Source organism: Acetobacter fabarum (genome assembly GCF_022483405.1).
Taxonomy (GTDB): domain Bacteria; phylum Pseudomonadota; class Alphaproteobacteria; order Acetobacterales; family Acetobacteraceae; genus Acetobacter; species Acetobacter fabarum.
Genome location: NZ_JAKVNI010000001.1, coordinates 1883439 through 1906375, shown reverse-complemented (window position 1 = coordinate 1906375; position 22937 = coordinate 1883439). Strand labels below are relative to the sequence as shown.

15 protein-coding genes and 2 pseudogenes are annotated in these 22937 nt (G+C 58.1%); 3 read left to right on the top strand and 14 right to left on the bottom strand.

Translation table 11 applies throughout. The features are described from left to right. Nucleotides 1-11 precede the first annotated feature (11 nt). The 7 genes from LKE65_RS08865 to LKE65_RS08835 form a co-directional block, all read right to left on the bottom strand. Nucleotides 12-1832, bottom strand: a complete 1821-nt coding sequence (locus tag LKE65_RS08865; protein ID WP_095349795.1) for a nickel-dependent hydrogenase large subunit — start codon at nt 1830-1832, stop codon at nt 12-14. Continuing rightward, nucleotides 1829-2908 (bottom strand): hydrogenase small subunit, encoded by a 1080-nt coding sequence (locus LKE65_RS08860; RefSeq protein ID WP_025825895.1) that lies wholly within the window; start codon nt 2906-2908, stop codon nt 1829-1831. Before LKE65_RS08860 ends, LKE65_RS08865 begins: the two co-directional genes overlap by 4 nt. 174 nt (nt 2909-3082) lie before the next feature. Then, nucleotides 3083-5392, bottom strand: a complete 2310-nt coding sequence (gene hypF, locus LKE65_RS08855; protein WP_278741040.1) for a carbamoyltransferase HypF — start codon at nt 5390-5392, stop codon at nt 3083-3085. Continuing rightward, nucleotides 5392-6867, bottom strand: a complete 1476-nt coding sequence (locus LKE65_RS08850; protein WP_278741038.1) for a nickel-dependent hydrogenase large subunit — start codon at nt 6865-6867, stop codon at nt 5392-5394. Before LKE65_RS08850 ends, hypF begins: the two co-directional genes overlap by 1 nt. An 8-nt stretch (nt 6868-6875) precedes the next feature. Beyond that, a complete protein-coding gene (locus tag LKE65_RS08845; RefSeq protein ID WP_278741036.1) occupies nt 6876-7874 on the bottom strand; it encodes a HupU protein in 999 nt (332 codons plus the stop codon). Nucleotides 7875-7881: 7 nt separating this feature from the next. After that, on the bottom strand, nt 7882-8421 hold the full coding sequence (locus tag LKE65_RS08840; RefSeq protein ID WP_278741035.1) for a sensor histidine kinase: 540 nt from the start codon (nt 8419-8421) through the stop codon (nt 7882-7884). Then, the gene (locus LKE65_RS08835) at nt 8414-9247 is read right to left on the bottom strand and encodes a PAS domain-containing protein (RefSeq protein ID WP_278741033.1); all 834 of its coding nucleotides are present in this window, start codon (nt 9245-9247) and stop codon (nt 8414-8416) included. Before LKE65_RS08835 ends, LKE65_RS08840 begins: the two co-directional genes overlap by 8 nt. Before the next feature lie 197 nt (nt 9248-9444). Between LKE65_RS08835 and LKE65_RS08830 the strand changes: the two genes are divergently transcribed. Beyond that, nucleotides 9445-10062 (top strand): YceI family protein, encoded by a 618-nt coding sequence (locus LKE65_RS08830; protein ID WP_278741031.1) that lies wholly within the window; start codon nt 9445-9447, stop codon nt 10060-10062. Between the two features lie 534 nt (nt 10063-10596). Further along, nucleotides 10597-11553, top strand: coding sequence for a GGDEF domain-containing protein (locus tag LKE65_RS08825; protein WP_278741029.1), 957 nt, complete (start codon nt 10597-10599; stop codon nt 11551-11553). Between the two features lie 91 nt (nt 11554-11644). Here the strand turns inward: LKE65_RS08825 and LKE65_RS08820 are convergent, their stop codons facing one another. From LKE65_RS08820 to LKE65_RS08800, 5 genes and pseudogenes are all read right to left on the bottom strand, one after another. Next, the gene (locus tag LKE65_RS08820; protein WP_278741028.1) at nt 11645-12841 is read right to left on the bottom strand and encodes an MFS transporter; all 1197 of its coding nucleotides are present in this window, start codon (nt 12839-12841) and stop codon (nt 11645-11647) included. 275 nt (nt 12842-13116) lie between these two features. Beyond that, nucleotides 13117-13521: pseudogene (locus LKE65_RS08815) on the bottom strand (excinuclease ABC subunit A); the annotation flags it as partial. 36 nt (nt 13522-13557) lie between these two features. After that, nucleotides 13558-15171, bottom strand: a complete 1614-nt coding sequence (locus tag LKE65_RS13565; RefSeq protein ID WP_075624942.1) for an ISL3 family transposase — start codon at nt 15169-15171, stop codon at nt 13558-13560. A 60-nt stretch (nt 15172-15231) separates the two neighbouring features. Beyond that, nucleotides 15232-17385: pseudogene (locus LKE65_RS13560) on the bottom strand (excinuclease ABC subunit A); the annotation flags it as partial. An 11-nt stretch (nt 17386-17396) separates the two neighbouring features. Continuing rightward, nucleotides 17397-18197, bottom strand: a complete 801-nt coding sequence (locus tag LKE65_RS08800; RefSeq protein WP_278741026.1) for a deaminated glutathione amidase — start codon at nt 18195-18197, stop codon at nt 17397-17399. Between the two features lie 221 nt (nt 18198-18418). Between LKE65_RS08800 and LKE65_RS08795 the strand changes: the two genes are divergently transcribed. Beyond that, nucleotides 18419-19195 carry an acid phosphatase gene (locus LKE65_RS08795; RefSeq protein WP_253530135.1) on the top strand — a complete coding sequence of 259 codons (777 nt, stop codon included), beginning with the start codon at nt 18419-18421 and terminating at the stop codon, nt 19193-19195. A gap of 101 nt (nt 19196-19296) precedes the next feature. Here the strand turns inward: LKE65_RS08795 and LKE65_RS08790 are convergent, their stop codons facing one another. Both LKE65_RS08790 and LKE65_RS08785 read right to left on the bottom strand, forming a co-directional pair. Further along, nucleotides 19297-21516 carry a TonB-dependent siderophore receptor gene (locus tag LKE65_RS08790; RefSeq protein WP_278741023.1) on the bottom strand — a complete coding sequence of 740 codons (2220 nt, stop codon included), beginning with the start codon at nt 21514-21516 and terminating at the stop codon, nt 19297-19299. A gap of 282 nt (nt 21517-21798) precedes the next feature. Continuing rightward, nucleotides 21799-22581, bottom strand: a complete 783-nt coding sequence (locus LKE65_RS08785; RefSeq protein WP_086646422.1) for an AraC family transcriptional regulator — start codon at nt 22579-22581, stop codon at nt 21799-21801. Nucleotides 22582-22937 lie beyond the last annotated feature (356 nt).

The following is a 22937-nucleotide window of genomic DNA, read 5'->3' as shown; positions in this document are numbered from 1 at the left end:
GGCTATCCCCCTTAGCGCACGGTTACGCGGGCGAGTTCATCCCCATCTGGTGCCATGACATGCGTGGCGCAGGCCATGCAGGGGTCAAACGAATGGAGGGTGCGCAGGATTTCCACCGGCTGTTCGGGGTTGGCCATGGGCGTGCCCAGAAGCGAGGCTTCGAATGCACCAATATTGCCCTTGGCATCACGCGGGCCTGCGTTCCATGTGCTGGGCACCACGCACTGGTAGTTTTCTATCCGGCCATCCTTGATTTTGATCCAGTGGCCAAGACCACCGCGCGGAGCAGCCACAAGGCCAACGCCTTTTGCTTCCTTGGGCCATGTTGCGGGGTCCCAGCGGGACATGTTGGCTGTTGCCAGATCACCATTGCGGATGTTTGTAATCAGGGCATCGTAATCATCCAGCAGCTGCTGGGCACAATAATGCCCTTCCAGCGCGCGGGTTAACGTACGCCCAATGGTGGTTGGCAGCGCCTGCTGCGGGGTAAAGCTGGTGCCCGCCAGCGCGTTAAAGCGCCCCAGTGCATCATCCACCTGCGCCTTAACGTAGGGCACGCCTTTTGCATACGCCAGAATATAGCGCGCCAGAGGCCCGACCTCACACGCATTGCCACGCCAGCGCGGTGCTTTGACCCACGAATATTTGGCGTTTTCGTCCACTGCTTCAATATTGGTGCGCGTGCCTTTGGCCCCACTGCCCAGAGCGTAATGCGGGTCGGTTACCCCATCCCATGGATGCAGCCCAATATCTTCACGGCCCTGCCCGTAGCTGTACCAGCTATGGGTTACAAACTCCTGCACCTGTTGCGGGTCACGGGCATCAATCGGGTGGATTTCGTTCCAGTTGCCATTCAGGATTACACCACCGGGCAGACGGTCGGTGGATTTATCCCCCTGCACAGTTGGGTAATCGCCGTAATCCATGAGGTTATGGTTTGCCAGACCACCACCGTAGAGCCAGTTTTTGTAATAGCTGGCAATCGCGATAACATCGGGCACATACACGTTTTGCGAAAACTCGTAAGCTTCATCCAGCTTTTGTTTGATGAAGTTCAGGCGCTCCATGTTAAGCGGAGCCCCCGCTGCCATGTCCCCATCAATATTGATCGCGCAGGGAACGCCGCCAACCATGTAGTTGGGGTGCGGGTTTTTACCCCCCAGAATGGTATGGATTTTTACAATTTCTTTTTGAAAATCCAGTGCTTCAAGGTAGTGCGTTACAGCCATAAGATCGGCTTCGGGCGGGAGCAGATAGGCCTTGCTGTCCCAGTACCCGTTTTTGAAAATGCCGAGCTGCCCGCTCTCCACAAATTTTTTCAGCCTGTTCTGTACATCGCGGAAATAACCGGGAGAAGATTTGGCGTGGTTGGGAGAAACCGATTGCTGCAACATGGATGTTGCACGTGGGTCCGCCCGCAGGGCATTGACCGGATTAACCCAGTCCAGCGCATGCAGATGGTAAAAATGCACGACATGGTCATGCCATGCCAGAACCTTGGCCATGATCTGGCGAATAAGGAATGCATTGGTGGGAATGCGAATATCCAGCGCATCTTCCACCGCACGCACGGAGGCCAGAGCATGGCAACCGGTGCACACACCGCAGATCCGCTCCACAAAAGCCCATGCGTCACGCGGGTCGCGCCCACGCAGAATAACCTCCAGCCCGCGCCACATTGTGCCGGTGGAAACCGCATTGCGGATGATGTTCTGCTCATCCACATTAACCTCAACGCGCATATGCCCTTCAATGCGGGTCAGCGGGTCCACCACAATGCGCTTGCCACCGTTATCAAGCGCAAAACCGTTTGGTGTCTGGAGCGTGGTCATTGGGCATCATCCCCTTTGTAACGTGCGCGGCTGAGCGCGCTTATGGCGGCGTGGGCGGCAAGGCCCGCACCTACGGCCCCGGCGGCAACCATGCCCACCTTGTCCGCGCTGGCTTCTATGCCAAAACCCCCGACATTCTGGAGCCTTGCGTACCATGACCCCTTGTCCCAGAACCCATCTTCGGAACAGCCAATGCAGCCATGACCGGACTGGATGGGGAAGGACACGCCATCATTCCACCGCACGGTAGAACAGGCGTTATAGGTGGTTGGGCCTTTGCAACCGACCTTGTAGAGGCAGTACCCCTTGCGGGCCCCTTCATCATCAAAGCTTTCCACATACTGGCCTGCATCAAAATGCGGGCGGCGGTAGCATTTGTCGTGAATGCGCTGGGAGTAGAACATTTTGGGCCGCCCCTGCCGGTCAAGTTCGGGCAGGCGGTCAAATGTAAGCATGTAGGTAATAACGCCGGTCATGACCTCGGCAATGGGCGGGCAACCGGGCACCTTGATAATGGGCTTGTCCAGAATAACCTTGTGGACGGGGGTTGCCTGTGTGGGGTTGGGCCGAGCCGCCTGCACGCAGCCATACGAAGCGCATGACCCCCACGAGATAATGGCCTTGGCCCCGCTGGCCACTTTTTTAAGCTGCTCCACAAATGGCTTGCCGCCAATAATGCAGTACATGCCATCTTCATTAAGGGGCGGGTTCCCCTCCACGGCCAGAATATAGTTGCCGTGGTACTTCTCCATGACCTCGTCCAGAATGGCCTCAGCCTGATGCCCGGCAGACGCCATAAGGGTATCATCATAATCCAGCGAGATCATGGACAGGACCACATCCTTGACCAGCGGATGTGCCGAGCGAATAAAACTTTCCGAGCAGCAGGTGCATTCCAGCCCATGCAGCCACAATACGGGCAGGCGGGGTTTGGTTTCCATCGCGCTGGCAATCTGGGGCACAAACTCAGGCCCCAGACCAAGGGCCGCAGCGGTCAGCGAGCAGTATTTGATAAACGAGCGGCGGGTAATGCCCTGCCGTCGCATCACGTCATAAAACGTTTCAAGTCCAGCCATCAATGAAGACGTCCTCCTCAGGCGGCGAACCAGAACAGGTCCGCAATTACCTACAAGGAGAAAGCAAGAAGTGTGCCACACCCCAAAAAGGCAGGCGGCTCCGCCCCAGACACGCCAATGGACACAGCCCTGCCGACAGAATTGGCAGCCAGCTTTCCACTTTTATCTGCTCTTTCAGGCCTGACTGTGCCGGTATGCCGCCACCGCAGCCTGCCCCACGGCCAGCCCGCCATCCCCCGCAGGTACACACGCGGGCAGGAGCACGCGCAACCCGGCGGCCTGCAAAAGCGGCACCAGCAGGCCCACAAGCACACCGTTATGCATAACCCCGCCCGCCAGCGCCACCGTACCCACCCCCGTACGCCGGGCAAGCTGGCCTGCGGCTTTGGCCAGAACACGCGCCAGTCCGGCATGGAACGCCCAGGCCAGTTCGGGGGCAGCAACCCCTTCTGCCAGCCTGTGCAGGCCAGCGCGCCACATGGGAGCGGGGTCTATTTCCAGCAAGGTGCCGCACAGATGCAAACCAAACTCCAGCGGCTCACAGGCTCCTTCTACCCTTTCAGCCAGCGCTTCCAGTTGCATGGCGGCCTCTCCCTCATAACTCAGGCGGGTTGGGGCCGTGCCAACAAGGGCTGCCATGGCATCAAACAGGCGCCCGGCGGAACTGGTCAGGGGAGCATTAACCCCCGCGCGTACCATGGAGCGCAGGGCATCTACCGGCCTGTCCTTTAACGCGCAGAGTTGTGCCTGCACTTTGCTGGCCCCCTCCGCCCCCAAAGCGTTATCCAGATGTGCCAAAAGCATGCGCCAGGGTTCACGCGCGGCTTTTTCTCCCCCCGGCATGGGCACTGTGGCCAAACGGCCCAAGCGGGTCATATGGGCATAATCACACATCAGTATTTCGCACCCCCATAAGGTGCCATCCGGCCCATAGCCCGTACCATCAAGCGCCAGCCCCAGAACAGGCCCCTGCTCCCACCCATTCTCGGCCATGGTAGCGGCAATATGTGCATGGTGGTGCCAGACTGTTTCAAGCTGCCAGCCATGATCTTCCGCCAGTTTTTGCCCTACAGCGCGACTGCGGTACCCGGGGTGGTCATCCACTGCCACAATGGCGGGCGTTTGCCCGAACAGTGCCCTGTAATCCGCCAGAGCGGCCAGCATAGCCTGCTCCGTAGCCAGTTGCGCCATATCCCCCAGATGGTGGGACAGCAGAGCCCGCCCGCCCTGCGTCAGACAGAACGCGGCTTTTAAATCCCCCCCCATAGCCAGAACGGGGGGAGATTTTGCCATAAGAGCCGGTAGCGGCAGTGGCTCTGGTGCCAGCCCCCGCCCCCGGCGCAAAACCCGCGCCTGCCCGGCCAGCACGCGTACCACGCTATCATCCAGCCGCCTGGCAATAGGCCGGTCGTGCATGAGCCATGCATCCGCGATGCCCTGCAAGTTCTCCAGTGCTTCCGCATTATGCACAACCTGCGGCTGCCCCGAACGGTTGGCACTGCTCATGACCAGCGGCTGACCAACTTTTTGCATGAGCACAACATGCAGCGGCGTATAGGGCAGAAGCAGCCCGACCCGCTCCATACCCGGGGCCACATTGGGCGCAAAAGCCCACTCCCTGCGCTGGCGGACCAGCACGACGGGGGCTGAGACATCCTCCAGCGCCTGACGCTCCGCGGCACAGAAATAGGCATAGTCTTCCGCCATAGCCATATCCCGCACCATAACCGCAAGCGGGCGGGTAGGCCTGTTCTTGCGCTCCCGCAGTGCTGCAACAGCCGCCTCCGAACCCGCAAGGCAGGCCAGATGAAAACCGCCGATCCCCTTTATGGCCACCACCTGCCCCGCCAGCAGACTGCTCACGGCGTGATCAAGCGCCCCATCCCCCACAACAGGGTTGCTCCCCTTTTGCCCGGAGACAAACGTCAACCGGGGGCCGCACACCGGGCAGGCAACGGGCTGGGCATGGAAGCGCCTGTCCTGCGGGTTGGCATATTCGGCCCCACAGGCGGGGCACATGGCAAAGGCCGCCATGGTCGTGCGGGCACGGTCATACGGAATGCCGGTTACAATGGAAAAACGTGGCCCGCAATCTGTGCAGTTTGTAAAAGCGTACTGGTAGCGGCGGTCTTTTTTATCCGCAATTTCCGCAATGCAGGCGGGGCATATAGCCAGATCCGCCACAATGCCAGCCTGCACCGTACCGGGCTGGCTGGCCTGTATGGTAAAACCCTGCCAGCCTTCGTCCTGCGCCATGCTGCGCTTGAGCGCCACAATGCGGGCACGAGGAGGCGGGCTTGCGAGCGCGTCCACCAGTGCCGCCACCCGCTCTGGTGGCCCGGCTACGACAATCCGCACGCCATCGCCCCGGTTGCTCACATAGCCCCGCAACCCCAGCTTTTGCGCAAGACGCCATACAAAAGGCCGAAAACCAACCCCCTGCACCAAACCTGTTACAAAAATTTCCTCAGCACACTCGGGCATTAGTGCACGGTACATGCCATGCACGGGTCAAACGAGCGCACAATATGCTGCACGGAAAGCGGGGTCTGCTCCCCTTCTTTTACGGGAGCACCCCTTAGCGCGTATTCAAGCGGGCCTTCCACCCCGGCGCTGTCTCGCGGTGAAAAGTTCCATGTTGTCGGGGCTATAATCTGATAGCGCGAGATCAGTCCTTTTTCCACGCAAAGCCAGTGGCCCAGAGCACCACGGGCGGCCTCCGTCATACCTATGGCGCGCCCATCGGGCACGGTGCCGGGCTGGGCGTGGCACCACGGCTCGCCCGGACGCAGGGCGCGGACCCATTGCTCCATAAGCGGCACAAGCCGTGCAACCTCCACAAGCCGCGCCACCACGCGGGACAGAACATTCCCACCATGATCAGCCACAAGTGCACGCACCAATGGCTGGCCTGCCATAAGCTGGCGGGCCAGGGCGCCTGTCTCGCACGGCAACCCCGCCATGCGGGGAGCCTTGCACCATGTGTAGGACGCATCCTCGCGCATATGGGGTTCGGTCGTGCCTTCAAACGGGGGCAAAGGCTGCGGGGCCTGCGCCATATGGCTGAAGGTGTGATCCTCCCGCACCTCTTGAATATTCAAAGCCCGCACGGCTCCGGATTCAAAAATACCAGAGCGCCAGTGGCGTTGCCGGGGATCAGATTCAAAGCCCGGATACGCTCCAAAACTTAAAAACCGATCGTAGCTGCGCCCACTGTGCTGCAAGGCAAGGTCCTGGGCAATTTGTAAAAACAACCCAAAATCTGATCCGTTCTGTTTATCCCTCCAGTGGCGGAGGTCCTGCGGGGCGGACAGGGCGGCAACATCCTCCAGTCTTGTGCCAAACAGACTGTCCTCCAGCGCGGCGCGTACACCCCCCAGAATACCCAGCAGGCGCGTGCATTCCTGCTTTTCCACCCCGCGGGACAAACCGCCGGGCTGTATGGCCAGCGTGTGCGGCCAGTGCCCTGCCAGAATACCCATAACATGCAGTGCCAGTGCCCGCGTTTGCAAAATACCGCGCACGGCACTCCCGCGTAACGCGGCAAAACGCTCATACGCACGGGGGTGCCAAGGCCGCCCCTCATAATCAGGGCGGGCAAAATCGGGCATGAAGAACAAGTGAAAATGCGTGAGGTGATCTGCCAGATTTTCAGTCGCCAAGATCAGGTTGGTGGCAAGCTGGCCGTTATGGGTTGGCACCATGCCCATAACTCCCCCCAGCGCCAGTGCGGCCGCATGGGACTGGGAGACAGAACATATGCCGCAGATACGCGGCGCAATAACCAGTGCATCCATGGGGGTGCGGCCTTCCAGCACCCGCTCTATACCCCGGAAGAGCGGCGCATTCACCCAGGCCCGCTCCACCTGATGCCCCACAACATCCAGCCGCACTTCCAGATCCCCTTCCACGCGGTTGAAAGGGCCTGCCACCAGCCGGGTTTTTGTCTGCTCCACCATATACGCGCCTACCCCTCCGCCCCCGTGCTGCTTGGCGGCACAAGCAGATGATCGCTTACCGCATTGCGGGCAACACGCTCCGGCGTTGCCGCCTTTGCCAGCGTGGAGAGCGCAACGAACCATGCCTTTGGCATATCGGTTGGTAAGCCAACAGGAATACCGGCTATACGCGGAGTTTGGGCAAAGGGGTGTCCCGGTTCCTCAAACTCGGGGGCTGTGCAGTTAATGCAGGCATAGCCTCCTCGTGTGCAGGAGCCTTCCCCGTTCCACAGGCGGTTGTTACAGTCCGCATGGGCCTGTGTGCCGACACACCCCATATATTCCATCATGCAGCCCAACTGGGCGGGCTGGCGCGCACTGGCCTTGTATTCGTAATACTCATTCCGCGTGCAGCCCTGATGCACAAGCTGGTCAGCATACAGGCGGGGGCGACCGACTGCGTCCATATCCTCCGCGTGCAGGTTTTCCTGTGCCAGCAGGACCAGTGTCTCGATCACCCAGCCCGGATGCGTCGGGCAGCCTGCGATATTCACAACCGGCAAACCGGATTGCGCCCGAAAATCCGCCCCCAGCGCCCCACCAGGATGCACACCTTCATACTGCAACCCACAGGCATCCAGAATATTGGGGGACGCCGCAGCCATACCGCCATAGGCCGAGCAACTGCCCACAGCCACAACGTAACGCGCAACTGCGGCCAACTGGCGGACCCATTCCATCATGGGCAGGTCCGTGCCCCCCATAACATGGTAACGACCCGTGCCTTCCGGCCCACGCAGCACGGCCCCTTCCAGACACAGGGCATCCATCCGCACTCGGCCAGCCAGAATGTCCGCCAGCAGTGCCTTGACCTCCGCACCGCTTTGCTCCGACAGGCTGGGATGCCACAAAAACTCCACACCCGCACCGCGTAGCTGGGCCACAAGGTCCGGGGTTTCAGCGCACAGGAGCGACATGCTGCACCCGCCGCACCCACCGGACTGAAGCCACAGAACAGTAAAAGCCATGCTCTCCCTACCCTTCTTCCGGTAACACGGCTGGCCCGCCATCCGGGGCAAATGCGGGCAGGTCAAACGCCACAACCGCACCACCCTGCGCCCCGTTACGCACCGTAAACTGCCCCCCATGGTCGGATACGGTGCCATAGCAGATGGCAAGCCCTAACCCCGTTCCCTTGCCGACAGGCTTGGTTGTAAAAAACGGATCAAATATATGGCCCGCCACATCGGGGGGGATACCGCTCCCGTTATCGGCAATCTGCACGCGCACGCGCACGCCATCCCGCTTTGCTGTCACGCACATTACAGGGTGTGGCACATCTTCCATGGCATCGAGCGCATTCTGCACCAGATTCATGACAACCTGCTGCATGCGCCCTGCATGGCCTTCAACCTCCAGCGGCTCTTCCACATCCATGCGGGTTTCCACAATACGGTCCGCGCTGGCAAGCACCCATTCCAGTCCCGTACGCACAACGCCTGCCATATCAAACACAGCCCCAGCACTCCGCCGGTCTGATGAAAAGCGGCGCAGATCGGCCACAATATCACGCACGCGCTCGGCACCTTCTACAATACCGTCCAGCGTCCCCCCCCAGTTCGGAGACAACCATATCCACCCGCAATGCCTGCCGCTCCTGCGCAAACAGAGCTGCGCCGGGCTGGGCGTGAATGTGCTCCAGATACGTGACCAGCCGGGGAACAAAGCGTTTGAGCGTATAGGCATTGCCATATACGAACGAGATCGGGTTATTCAGCTCATGCGCAACCCCGGCAACCAGCCGCCCAAGGGATGCCATTTTTTCGGCCTGTACCAGCTGCACATGGGCAGCCTTGAGGTTACGGTGCGCCTGATCCAGCTCGGAATAAGCGCGCCTGACCTCCCCCAAGGGCCGACCAAGCAGCACAATGCCGGAAAGGCGTTGCCGCCGGTCGTATAGCAGCGTGCCATTAACGGCAAAAGGCAGCGCACCCGATGTAGTGGAGAACTGGAACTCCCTGTCCTCCAGCCCCTGCCGCCGGGTCATGCTGCTTGCAACATCCTCGGCTTTCAAGCCAGATGAGGGAGCTATCAGGTCCTCCAGCCGCACGCCGACAATGCTTTGCCCTTCTGGTGCAAACAGTTTTTCCGCAGCAGTATTCGTGCGCACGATGCGCAGTGCCGTATCGCACGCCACCAGCACATCGGACATGGATTCAAACACGCTGGCCATAAATGCGTGCGCTTCTTCCAAAGCGGCATTTTTACGCTCCAGCTCCACCTGCTGGCCAATAAGCTGGCCCCAGGTTTCTTCCATTTTACCTATGACGTTCAGCCATATCTGCTCGCCCTCGGCGGAGGCGTTAACAGGCTCGGGCTGTGGGGCCTTTCCGGTCAGCATTGACGGCCCTCCCCTTAATTCATACGTGAACGTGGCGGGGATTATAACACAGGCCCAAGCGCCGCCTACCCACAGAAAACGAAACAAAAAACATAACCAGAGCATTTATATTATTGTTATTCATTAATTCACGTGTGCCCTGCTATTCATATCTGGACACGTCTATCCTGACCTTACGCTTTGGAGCATTCCCCAGCATGAACCGCGCTTCTCTTTTATTTTCGGCAGCTTCGGCCATCATTGCCTTCAGCACCCTCAGCCCCGTATCCGCCCAGACCATTACCAAAGCGTCTCAGGTCCAGTCTGGCACCTATGCGGTAGAAGCCGACCATACCCAGATCGGGTTTTCCGTCCTGCATTTTGGGTTTACCAACTACTACGGTGCGTTTTCCAACGCATCGGGCACACTGGAGCTGAATGCCCAGTCCCCCGCATCTTCCAGATTATCCGTGACCATTCCGGTTGCATCCGTTCAGACAACCAGTTCCCAGCTGACTGATGAATTGAAAGGCCCGCAGTGGTTTGATGCGACAAAATTCCCGAATGCGACCTTTGTTTCGACCAGCATTAAAATGCTTGGCCAGAATGATGCGACAATCCACGGCAACCTGACCCTGCATGGCATTACAAAGCCGATTACCCTGAATGCGCATTTTGTAGGGGCTGGCATTAACCCGATGGACAAAAAATATACGACCGGGTTTGACGCCACAAGCACCTTCAACCGCAGCGACTTCGGCATCAAGACCTATGTGCCTTATGTGAGTGATTCCGTAACCCTGCGCATTTCCGGTGCGTTCGAAAAGCAGAATTAACCGTCCCGCCTGCGCACCACATGGCAACCCTGCTTTTTTAGAATGTAGTGGCAGCCATGAGGCGCGCAGGCCCTTTGTGGCTGCCCCCCAAGCACAATAATGTTAGGCGCAACCCAACTGAATAATCATCATCCACACAACAAATAAGCCCATTCCCTGCTGAGCCATCAATTCAACACACAATATTTCCCGCACATAATTCATTGAAAATCCAGAAAAAATCTTGGATTTATTATTACCACTCACGGCCTGTTCAACCCCCGAGTTCTCCCTTTAGTCGGCCATGGAATCCAGCGGGGCTTACATACCTGCCTTATCTGCCAAACGTAAATAATACAGAATGATTGATATATATCATTGTCTATGGTGTATTTAGGGTCGAAGCATGGCCAACTCACACTCGGGCACTATGGTTGTGGCCTGAACAGGCTTTATTAAACCCGTATGCTCGTTTTGGCTGAACTTTTGACTGAGCGCCCCGTTTACCAAGGCGCCAGACCAGCCCGGTACCGCTGCACAGGATAATACCCATCTATGAACGCCGATCCCCTGTCTGGTCAGTTTGATTTTTCTACCCTTCCTGATCTGGCGCCTCTGGGGCAAACACTTTTCAGGAAAGTTCCGATCGGGACAGTCGTTGTGCGTCTGTCCGATAGCCAGATTCTCCTGCGCAACCCGGCCTTCCGCCATATTGCGGACGACAAGATTTCCACCATGTCCGCACTGATCGACACCAGTTGCGTGGACCCCAAGCAGCAGGAACAGCTCCGCGCTCAGGTCCGGCATGCCAAAAGCCGGGCGGATCGGGAGGACACAAGCGAACTGCCAGAACTGGTGCTCGACCTTAAAGGCGCAGATGGCAGAATACGCATTGTGCAGCACTATGCGCTCATGTTCCATAAGCAGGGCATAGCGATTGGTATTTTCCGCGATATTTCAGACATCAAGCGCAAATACCGCGCACTCCAGAAAGATGCCTTTACAGATGAACTGACCGGCGTTGGCAACCGGCGCGGCCTGATGGAACGCTGGAATGAGGAAATAGAAGACGACCCCGCGCAGGCCATAGGCTTTCTCATGATTGATCTGGACCAGTTCAAACCGATCAATGACACATACGGCCATGCCACCGGGGATAACGTGTTGCGGAGCATGGCCCGCAGGCTGCGCAAAAGCGTACGTAAAAGCGACTACGTCGTGCGTATGGGCGGGGATGAATTTGGTATTCTGCTCCCCGGCATTGAGAGCAGAACCATGCTGGATACGGTCAGCAACAAACTGCTGGCTGCCCTGCGCCGCCCGGTAACGGTTGATACGCTCAAACTCTCCCTGTCGGGCAGCATTGGCGGCGGGCTTTACCCCGAGGACGGCAAGGACCTTGCCGCCATTATGGTCCATGCCGACCAGTCTATGTACAGCACCAAAAAGAAAATTCCTGCCAGAAAGCGCTCCCAAAAGCCCCTTGTCACCATCAAGCCCCCTGCACCTTAAGGTGCTCCGGCCCCAGCGCCCGGCCACATAATGGGAACGCTCCTACGCCTGACCAGCCCGACTGCTCCATGCAGGCAGGAGCACTAACCTTTTATTCCTCATGCTCTGCGGGATGCAGCACGTGCGGGAATGCGGAAGTGCTGAAAAACGCGATCAGAATACCACACAGGGCAACTGCAAGGGCCAGAGGTGTCAGCACCGCAAAGCCTGCCTGTGTCAGCACCACACCCCCGGCGGCAGAACCGAGCAGAATACCGGCATTGCTTGCGGCGTTAATGGCAGCACCGGCCACATCCGCCCGGGTGGCACGGGCCCGGATTGCGCCGGACATAACAAACGGAATAATGGCGGAATAACCAATACACCACAGGCCCACCGCCGCGACAGACATCCAACCCGACAGGATATGCCCATACAGAAGACCCATGCCCACAAGCATGGCCATACCGCTGGCCAGCATACCCGCAGCCGGTCGGCGGTCCACAATCTGCCCTGCACCCCATAGGCCCAGAATACTCAGCCCTCCGGTAAGCAGCAGAGCAATGCTGAGCACACCACTGGACAGCCCATGCTCAAGCAGGAGCGGCGTGACATACGTGTACAGCAGGTTATGTGCGAAAAAGAAGACCGCATCCACCAGAACCACAACCAGAAACGTGCGCATGACCTTGCGCGAGACAATGCTGGGCAGGCTCTCCTTGACATGCACGGCAGAAGATACGGGTGGCAGAAAAAACGCAATGCAGAGCGTGAGCACAACGGCAATGCCGGTCATGATGTACATAGCCACGCGCCAGCTGGCCAGATGCCCGACAGCCGCAGTCCCCGGCACCCCCAGAATAGCCCCGAGCGATGTACCGCCATACACGAACGAAATAGCCCGCCCGGTCATTCCCGCAGGCACAAGGCGGGCCGCGTAAGCCGAGACAATGGACATAAGCAGCGCATGGGCCAGCCCGCCAATACAGCGGCCTGCGCATAGCACAACAAAAGTGGGTGCCATGGCCACCACCAGATTGGACACCACATAGCCCGAGAGAGAAACAAGCATAAGCCGCTTACGGTCAATATGTGCGGTCATAATGGTCAGGGGCACGGCACCAAGAGCGACCATAAGCGCAAAAGCACTCACGGCCAGCCCAGCCTGACCTTCCTGTATATGGAAGGTCCCGGCCATTTCTATCAGTATGCCAACGGGTGCGACCTCACTGGTCAGCGCCGTAAAGGTGCAGGCAAACAGCGCCCAAAGCCCGATACTGGCTCCGGGAGGAAGATGTTTAAAAAGCATGACAACCTGTTTTAAAGACAGAAATACGGATTTATACCGTGTGTGCGGCGCCCTTCTGGCACTTCCTGCACCAAAGCGAAACACCTAAATGCTGTATAAACGAAGGGAGTTGGCTTTATTTCTTATATTCCGAAATCTTATAAAACTGTCATGCCAGCCCCGATTTTGCCTACGTTAACCATGGGCAGCAGACCATACCAACCACGCCTGCACACTATACTCCGGCACCCCACCCGGCCGTGCGCCTCCGGGTACCCCCCGCACCGGCCAGAGCCTTACCCGGTATAACGGGCCAAAAACGGGCCTGTTGTGCTGCCTTGTGTGTGTGCCACGTCATACGGCACACCCTGCGCCACAATGCACCCTCCCCGGCTGCCTGCTCCCGGGCCCAAGTCAATAACCCAGTCGCTCCTTGCAACAAGCCGCATATCGTGCTCGGCCACCAGAACGGTATTACCGGCCTGCACCAGCTCATGCAGATGTTCCATCAGCCTGTCTGCATCAAACGGGTGCAGGCCGGTTGTGGGCTCGTCCAGCACATAAAGCGTGTGGCCACGCCGCTGTTTCTGCAACTCCGTTGCTAGCTTGATCCGCTGTGCCTCCCCACCGGAAAGCTCTGTTGCAGGCTGCCCCAGAGTAAGGTGCCCCAGCCCGCCACGTTGCAGTGTGGCCAAAATCTGTGGTTCTTCCGCACTTTTCGTGATGATGTTTTTTGATTATGCGGGCTGAAGGACACGCGCCCTGAGGAGTTCGAAGCCTGCTCTTCCGAACATGGTTCGCTTGATCATTTTCAGTCGGCTGATCTGTCCTTCAACCGGGCTGGTTGTCCAAGGTGTGACAAGAGACGCTTCAATGGCAGCCGCATCCCGTTCAAGCGCGGGAATCAGACGTGACAGCAGCGTCGTCTTTCCTTCTTCCAGCAGAGCCTTCAGATCGCCTCCCGTGCAGGTGTCACCCCTTTTACAGAGCAGGGTCTGCATTTTCCTGAGCCAGCAGAGTGTGACGGCAAGGTGCGGTTCAGCTTCCAGAAGGGCAGGAACCAGCAGTCCCTCCTGTCCGGCAGATAACGGATCCTCTGCGAGGAGAAGCCGCGCAAGTCTGCGTCCCCGAGGTGCAACGACATGCGCGGAAGGAACGGGTTTCGCGGAACATCCCTGTCGCGTCGCCACCCATTTCCAGACGGTGCCATATTGTCCTGCAAAGCCCTGCTCCAGGAGTTCCCGCCATAGCTGACGACTATTGCGACATCCTTCGGACCATCTCTTTTCCAGGTGGGCTGCGTAAGGCACGAGTATGCTGCGTAGCGGAACCGTCCTTTTCCATGGTGGTGCATGGCCCCGCTGAAACCAGCGCCGCACGGTTTTTCTCTCTACCCCGATCGTTGTGGCGATAGCCTGAATGCTGTGTCCCTCTGCTTTCAGGGCAAGAGCTTCCTTGAAAAGAATATCACGTCGTTCCCCAGAGGCTGACCTGACGACCGCCTGCGCCTCTTCTGGATGCGCTCTGATTGTTTCAGATATTTTGCTTACTGCCGTTGATACGTTCAGCTGTCGTGTCAGGGTCCTCACTGTTGTCGTAAAACGGTCCAGAATGCTGACAAAAGCGTCTGACAGGTTCTTCAGCAGATGCCAGCGGTCTGTCACCTGAAGAGCGGATGGTGCGCCTCTGCGGCATCCGTCTGCATAAGCACCGGCACGGTCTCTGGCAATGATTTCAATACCGGGATGGACCTGCAGCCATCGGGCAAGGGTATCAGCGTCCCGATCTGGCAGGAGGTCAATGACATCATTTTTCTCAAGATCAACCACAATCGTTCCATAGTGATGTCCCCGCCGCCATGCCCAGTCATCCACCCCCACCACACGTGTACGGGCCATGCCTTTTGTGGTGTTCTGCGCACGTGAGAGAAGACGGCGGACAAGAGTATCGGCGCTGATGGGGCAACACAGGCGCACGGTCATTCGTGCTCCAGCGGAACCGCCCAGGGTATGGGCGATATAATAATGAAGATCGGCAAGACGTGTGGTCTGTCTGCCATGACGCACGGTTATCCCCTCAAGGGGCATGACAAACGTCCGACGTGGACAAAGCATCGTCTGGCAGAAAAAGCGCGGCACAGAAACGATCAGCGTGGCTGGACGGCCCTGCCATGGAAGATCCGCGAGTTTTCTCTGATAGAAACTGTGAATGCGTCGTGTCGGGCACTGACAGTCCGGACACACTGCACTCCGCTTTCGCAGACTGACTTCGATCTCCACTCTGTTGTCCAGTGCAACAACACGACGAACGACGAGGGAACGGGGAAGATCAAGAGACCGAAGGCGTGACACTGGGGAATATCCATGAAAGTGAACGACTTTCTGGATTTCCCAGTTCCGGAACCTAAGTACAAGATACCCATCACGAAAAGTGCGGAAGAACCAAATCTGTGCCGGACCCGCATCTTCGGCCAGGAACAGGCAGGCTTCATCCACCGTCATGGCCAGAAGGTCGGCAATGGAACGGCCACGGTAAGTAACCTCAAGCACCTGCGGTTTGTAACGCGCTCCATGGCATGTGGGGCATGGCGCGTACACACTGGGCAGAAACAGCAGCTCCACCATGGTTGCCCCGGCCCCTTCACAGGTTGGGCAACGCCCCTTGGGCAGGTTGAAGGAGAAGTACCCCGCATCATACCCCCGCTTTTGTGCCAGCTCCGTTCTGGCATAGAGTTTACGGATCATGTCAAACAGACCCGTATAGGTCGCAAGGTTGGAGCGGGGCGTGCGCCCTATGGGTTTTTGGTCAATGACCACCAGACGCCTGATATGCTCCAGCCCCTCCACAATATGGCCCTGCGGCTCCCCCATGGGGTTAGAAGCCACAATGGGGTCCTCTTCCTCCTCCACCACCGGGGTTTGCCCCAGCGCGCGGGCTACAATGCTGGTTAACACCTGACTGACCAGAGAGGATTTACCCGAACCCGACACCCCCGTAACCGCAACCAGCGTGCCAAGAGGAAAAGCCGCGGAAAGATTATCCAGATTATTCCACGTCATACCATCCAGCCGCAGCCACGCCTGTGGCGTTCTGGGCGTGTAGGCCACTTGGGCGGAGGGGGCAAACACGTAATGGCGGGTGTGGGACGCAGCAATATCTTCCAACCCGGCAAGGGGGCCGGAATACAGTATCTCTCCCCCCCGTGTGCCCGCCTGCGGCCCTACATCCACCACCCATTGCGCATGGCGGATAATATCCAGATTATGCTCAACCAGAAAAAGCGAGTTCCCTGCGCGGCGCAAGCGCTCCAGTGCGGTAAGCAGGGCCTGTGTATCCGCCGGATGCAACCCGGCTGATGGTTCATCCAGCACATAGACCACTCCAAACAGGTTGGAATGAATCTGCGTGCCAAGCCGCAGGCGCTGGTATTCCCCGGGCGAGAGAGTCTGCACACCCCGATCCATTTGCAGGTAGCCGAGCCCCAGCTCTTCGAGCACACCAATCCGGGCGGCCATGTCCTGCACAATCCGCTCCGCGGCAATGGCCGTTGCATCTGCTGCGGGCTTTGCGCCAATAGTCGTGCGGAGCGTTGCGGCTATTGTTTCCAGCGGCAAGGCGGTCATGGCAGCTATTGTGTGCCCGCCAAATGTTACACGCAGGGCATCGGCATTAAGCCGTTGGCCGTGGCAGGATGGGCAGAGTGTAGTGGTCATGAATGCCTCGACCCGGCGGCGCATCATGGCACTTTGCGATTTGGCAAATGTTTGCAGAATATATCGCCGCGCCCCCGTAAATGTACCTTGGTATGCTGGCTCCACGCCCTGCGCCATGGCCTGCACCACCTGCGCGTGGGTGAGGCCGGGATAGACCGGATGTGTTGGGGTCTCATCGGTAAAAAGTATCCACTCGCGCGTTTTTTTGGGCAGGTCGCGCCAGGGAATATCAACATCCACACCTCTGGTGATCAGAATATCCCGCAGGTTCTGCCCCTGCCATGCACTCGGCCACGATGCCACAGCCCGCTCACGGAGTGTGCGCGATGGGTCTGGCACCATGCTCTCCTCCGTAACATCATGAATACGGCCCAGCCCGTGGCAGCGTTTGCAGGCCCCCATAGGCGTATTGGGGGAGAAGGATTCCGCCTCCAGCCGAGCCAACCCCGGAGGATAATCCCCCGCACGCGAGTACAGCATGCGCAGCAGGTTGGAGAGTGTTGTAATACTGCCCACGGACGAACGGCCCGAACTCCCTCCGCGCTGTTGCTGGAGTGCTATGGCCGGGGGAAGCCCATCCACCCCGTCCACATCGGGAACGGGCATCTGCTGGAACAGCCGCCGGGCATAGGGCGAGACAGATTCCAGATAACGGCGCTGGGCCTCTGCATACAACGTGCCAAATGCCAGCGAGGACTTGCCCGAACCCGAAAGCCCCGTAAACACAACCAGACTGTCCCGCGGGATACTCAGGCTAACATTTTTCAGGTTATGTTCACGCGCCCCACGCACATGCACAAACCCGTTATCTGCCTCCCGGCCTGCTTCTTCCACTGGGTGCCTGCTGTGCATAGGGGATTACCTTACTCCTGTGGTGCCCTGAGTTCCGGGTCCTTGAACCGGCGGTTGGCCAGCACGGGCAGAACCTCACGGGTTGCGCGCATACGCTCCTTGTCCACAGTGGCAAAGAGCAGGTCCGGGCCACTCCCCGCGCGGACCACGGCAACCCCCATGGGGTCCACCAGCATGCTGCACCCTATGTTGCGGGGGCCGCACTCGCCCACGGCGGCCACGTAGCAGGTGTTCTCCAGCGCACGGGCCGTTACCATAACCTCCCAGTGCCATTCCTTGCCGGGGCCGCGCACCCATGCGGCTGGCACGCTCAGCAGGTCCGCACCACGCACCACAAGGGAGCGCGCGACCTCGGGGAAGCGCACATCGTAACAGGTCATCAACCCCACACGTATATCCCCCACCTGCACAATGGGGGGGAGTTCCGTGCCGGGCACATAGTCGTTTGATTCCTTCATGTTAAAGGCATCATACAAGTGCAGCTTGCGGTAACAGGCCACCACCCCGGTCGCATCAAGCACAATCTGGCAGTTATGGGTCAGCGCAGGTACGGCGGGGGTGGCAATGCAGCAGATAACGCTCAGCGCCTTACCAGCCAGCGCGTTAACCAGCCCGCTGACAAATGGCCCATCCAGCATTTGCGCCGTGCGTACGGTAATGCCGGGGTCGTGCATATCTGCCGCGATAATACTCTCTGGCAGAATAAGCAGCCCGGCCCCTTCCGCCGCAGCCCGCTCGATCAGGGATACGCATTGATCAAGATTGACGCGCCATTCCGGTGCAACGGCAAATTGTCCTAGAGCGATTTTCATCCGAGGAATCCTTAGGGGCCAAACCAGCGGCAGACGCAGGCACGCACACCAGCGCATCAGCTTGGGTAAAAGCATAACCGATCAGGCGCAAAATCAAACCCCCGACACCTGACTGCCTGATCATCCCTGCCCGGTTATTCATCATCAAATCATCACACTTTGCCCGGTGCTGTTTGGCGTATTGGAAGTATTTCTGCCCATGCCAACAAAAGGCCTGCCCCATGCGCCTGCGTGCTTTTGCCCTTTGCACTGTAACAGCCTGTGCGCTCCTGCACGGAGGGTTGGTGCAAATATCGTGGGCACAGCCCGCCCCGCTACCGGACGGACGGGCCGTGCTGCCCCCACCACCCACTGCGGGCTCACTGGCGCAGGAAGCAGACAGGCAGGCTTTTGAAGCCACACGCGCACTCCGGGGCAGTCCGCGCTGGCAACTGGCTCATGATGATGCCGACCTGAGCCCGCAACACATCATACGCGATTTTTCCTGTGCTGCAGGGTTTGCGCTTATCCCCGACAGGCTGCCAGCCCTGCTAACCCTATTGAACGCACTGGCCAAACCACTTGAACAACGCGTTACCGAAGAAAAAAACTTCTGGCACAGGACACGGCCATTTGTTGGCACCACGCAGGATATCTGCACCCCCGATGCGCGAACAAGACTGACCAGCAGCTTTGCCTATCCCTCCGGCCATACAACATGGGGGTGGATGGTGGCCTCCATTCTGGCAAGCGCCCTGCCTGAGCGCGCCAGCCAGATTATGCAGCGTGGCCGGGTTTTTGGAGAAAGCCGCATTGTTTGCGGCGTGCACTGGAAAAGCGATGTGCAGGCCGGCTACATAAACGGGAGCACCATGTTTGCCGCATTGCAGGCACAACCGTGGTTTACACAACAGGTCGCAGCAATCCGTAACGAGCTGGAGCAGTTGCAAACCCACCCCGGCACGCCCGATGCCGCAACCTGCGCCATTGAGCATGAGGCCGCAACAAACGCATACTAACCTCACACGCCCTGCCCCACAGCGCGGGGCTGAACAACCGTAGCCAGGCAGATCACCCGTAGCCTACGGGGCAGCAAAGAGGCGGCCCCACAGGCTGGATTTTACCAGCTATACCCTATGCTGGCCTGTGCGTTGCGGCGCTCCCCAAAGAAGCAATAGCCACCAACACCACCATCGGCATAGCAGTTGCCAATATAGTTCTTGTCAAACAGGTTGCGGACATTGGCCGAGATCTTCCACCCATGCAGAGAGGGGGAAGCATTGGACAGGTCATACGACACGGCCGCATCAAACAGGGCGTATTGTGGCAGCCATACACTCCCATTTTCCAGTTCACCGCCATATGTTTTGGCCGTGTAGCGCATCCCGCCACCAAAGCCGAACCCTTTCAACCGGCCCGAAGGCATGGTGTAGAATGCAAACAGCGAGGCATTCCCTCTGGAAGACTGGGTTAAAGGCTTACCGGTTGAATCATCCTTGATTTTTTGAACACTGACCGCTGCAGTCAGCATCAGATTACGGAAGGGTTCTGCGTGAGCTTCAAATTCAAAACCATCCGAATGCACCAGTCCGCTCTGGGTGTAGCTCTCCATGGCTGGAGGAATGGCGACAAGGACATTGCTCTGCTCAATATGGAACCCTGCAACGCTTAGCAAAAGAGAACTGCCGGGAAGCTGGTATTTTAACCCGCCCTCCAGCTGCTTGCCTATGGAGGGAGACGCCTGACGCGTCACCCCGCTGACAGATGTTGCAACATTCCCCACCTGCGGCTGAAAGGAGGTGGAGTAGCTGATATAGGGAGAAAGCCCGAAGTCGAAATGATAAAGGCCAGAAGCACGCCACGTAATCTGGCTGGAGCTCTGCCTGTCATCCGCAGGCGTAATATAGGTAATCCGGTGGGCATGGAACCAGTCATTCCGCAGGCTGCCGGTTAGAATAAAACGGCGCCAACGGATTTCGTCCTGCGCGTAAACACCAATCTGCTGTGAATCCACCCGGTACCCGACGGAGGGACTCATGTCGGGGATGGCCATATTATAATCAGGGTGCAGCACATCCATGTCCGGTGCAGTGCCCGAACTTTCATTATCCAGGGATTTCTGCTGCATATAATCCAGGCCAACCATCAGCGTATGCCGCAATGCGCCAGTATGAACATTCCCCTTGAACTGGCTGTCAAATGCCAGATTCCGGTTGTGCTCATGCGCGCCGTAGGAGGAACGGCCAAGCATGGTGCCACTTGTCATGTCAGCACTATCGTAATCGCCTGAATTGAGCACACTGCGATACGTTGTCATAATATCATCGTAACGGCCGCGCGTGCTAAAGCTCCAGTCCTCATTAAACCGATGGTTCAGGATATAGGTAATCCCACCCTGCCTGCGGTTGTATTTTTCAAAAGCTGCGTCCCCATCATAAAAATTGCGGGGGAGATAGCCAAATGTGCCGCGCTTGAGCGACCCTACAAGAGGTGCGCCGCCATAGGATCCATTTTCGGGGTCATACTGGTAATTCCCCAGCAGGGTCAGGGTTGTTGGCCCATCCCCCCCAAACGTAAAGGCCGGGCTGATGCTAAAGCGCCTGCTCCCCGTTCTGGCGAGTTGGGTATGCTGTCCATTGACCGTGCCATACAACCGGTAGCGCACAAGACCATCATCCGTTGCAAACCCGCCGACATCGGCATCAACACGGTAAAGGTCGAACATACCCCCTGTTGTATTAACACTACCGTAAAACTTCTGGTCCGTTGGCAGCTTGCTGGACAATGCCGTAAGCCCCCCGGGGCTGGACTGGCCATACAGTGCAGAAGCCGGGCCTTTAAGCAGTTCCACCCGCTCCAGCCGCGATGTATCGGTCTGGGCAATTGCAAAACCCATTGGGCTGTCCTGCAGTTTCAGCCCGTCCAAAAACGTGGGGACGGTAAAGCCGCGCAGGTCAAACAGATCATACCGCGTGCCCTCCCCGCCACGGGTATCAGCCGTTATCCCCGCAGCATAACGCACCGCCTGATTGAGCGTTAAAACACCGCGTGTATCCATTTCATCCCGCGTGATCACGGTCACGGATTGTGCGGTTTCAACCAGAGGTGTGTTTGTTTTGGTTGCAGAAGACGCCATGACGGAAGACCGGCCGTGGCCACGGACCTCCACCAGTTCATCCTGCGCAATGCGGGCTTTGGCTGGCTTGGTTGCGGTGTGTGCAGGTGTGGCGGTTTGTGACTGCGGGCGATTATCCGTCTGCGCATCCTGCTCTGCTGCGAACGCGGCGTCACTCAGAGCAAACGAGATAAAAACCGTATAAAAAAGTTTGCTGCGCTTCATACCCAACTCGTTTCGTTACCGGCTTCTCCTTACAGAGGGCAGCTGTCGGCATTCTTATTAATAATGAGACTAAATTGCGCTCCTATCCATATTCATAAAAGTCAGCAAGCAGCACCCCGTGCCATTGGCCCAAACGCGACACTATTCCGCCTGAACGCCAAAACCCGCTTGCCCGATACCCGGCAAGCAGGCCCGGCATGACGCACGGATATGATTTATTGTGGTGGGAAGGGAAAAAGCGCAGCGCCACAATGGGCGCAGGAGTGCGTAGAGCGCTCGCTTTTACGAGCGAGGCGTCGGCAGGGAATTAACCCGCAATGTGCTGGGAGCTACGCCAAATGTGCGATGAAACATGGTGCTGAAGCTACCGGCATTATCATAACCAAGGTCAAACGCGACCTCCGCAATGGATTGCCCTGTAGCAAGCCGGGAGGCTGCCTCCACTACCCGGACCCTGCGCCGCCATGCAGCAAAACCCATACCCATTTCCTGCTGGAAAAGCCGGGTAAACGTGCGCCGCGCCATGCCGGCTTCCCGCGCCCAGTAATCAATATCGCGGCAATCCCCCGGCTGGGCGGTAATGGCTTCGCAAACACGGCGCAGACGGGGGTCTGATGGAAAAAGAAACCTGTCTGCAATACGCGGCGCGCGGGCAACTTCATCCACTAACAGCCGGGCAATGGCTGACATGCGTTCATCCATGTCAAAATTAAATGTCATGGCAACAATTTCGTCCACCAGCCCGCGCACGAGCGAGGAGGCATCGAACATCTTGCATGGCAACGTATCCGCCCCGATCAGGCTGGGCGCGACATATACAACCTGAAAAGCCAGATCGGTCCGGCATGTTGCCTGATGCACAACATTGGCCGGTAGCCAGATTGCCTGCCCCGGCCCAAGCACAAAGCTCTCATTACGTGTATTAACGGTTACGCTCCCGGCCAGAAAAACCGAGAGCTGCCCCCGTTCATGGGCATGGAACGCATCCACAAACCCACCTGTATAACAATCGGAAAACCCGACAACGGGAGGCGGATGCCGCGGGAAATCGGCAGTTCGTTTCATGACGCTATAATCCAGTCCATTTTTTACAAAACCACCCAATGGACTGCCTTCAGGCTTGATCAGGCCGCATTATTTCAGATTTTTGGCCAAAATATCAAGTCTGTTCTGTAGGCCACAACGTGTGGCAATACGCCTTCTCCCACTCCAAAGCCGACGGTGCAAACTTCATCCGGTATTATGGGGCTTTCTCGTCCGGCTTGCATGGCACAAAAAACATTTGTCCATTTTTTTAGCGGTCACAAGGTCTGGCACCCCTCGCTCCCGAACTCTGGTGTTGCCACGCATGCGGGCATTGCAGGTTCAAAACTGAGAATGCCCCAGCCAGCGCACATCGCACACTGGCTGGGTCAATACCT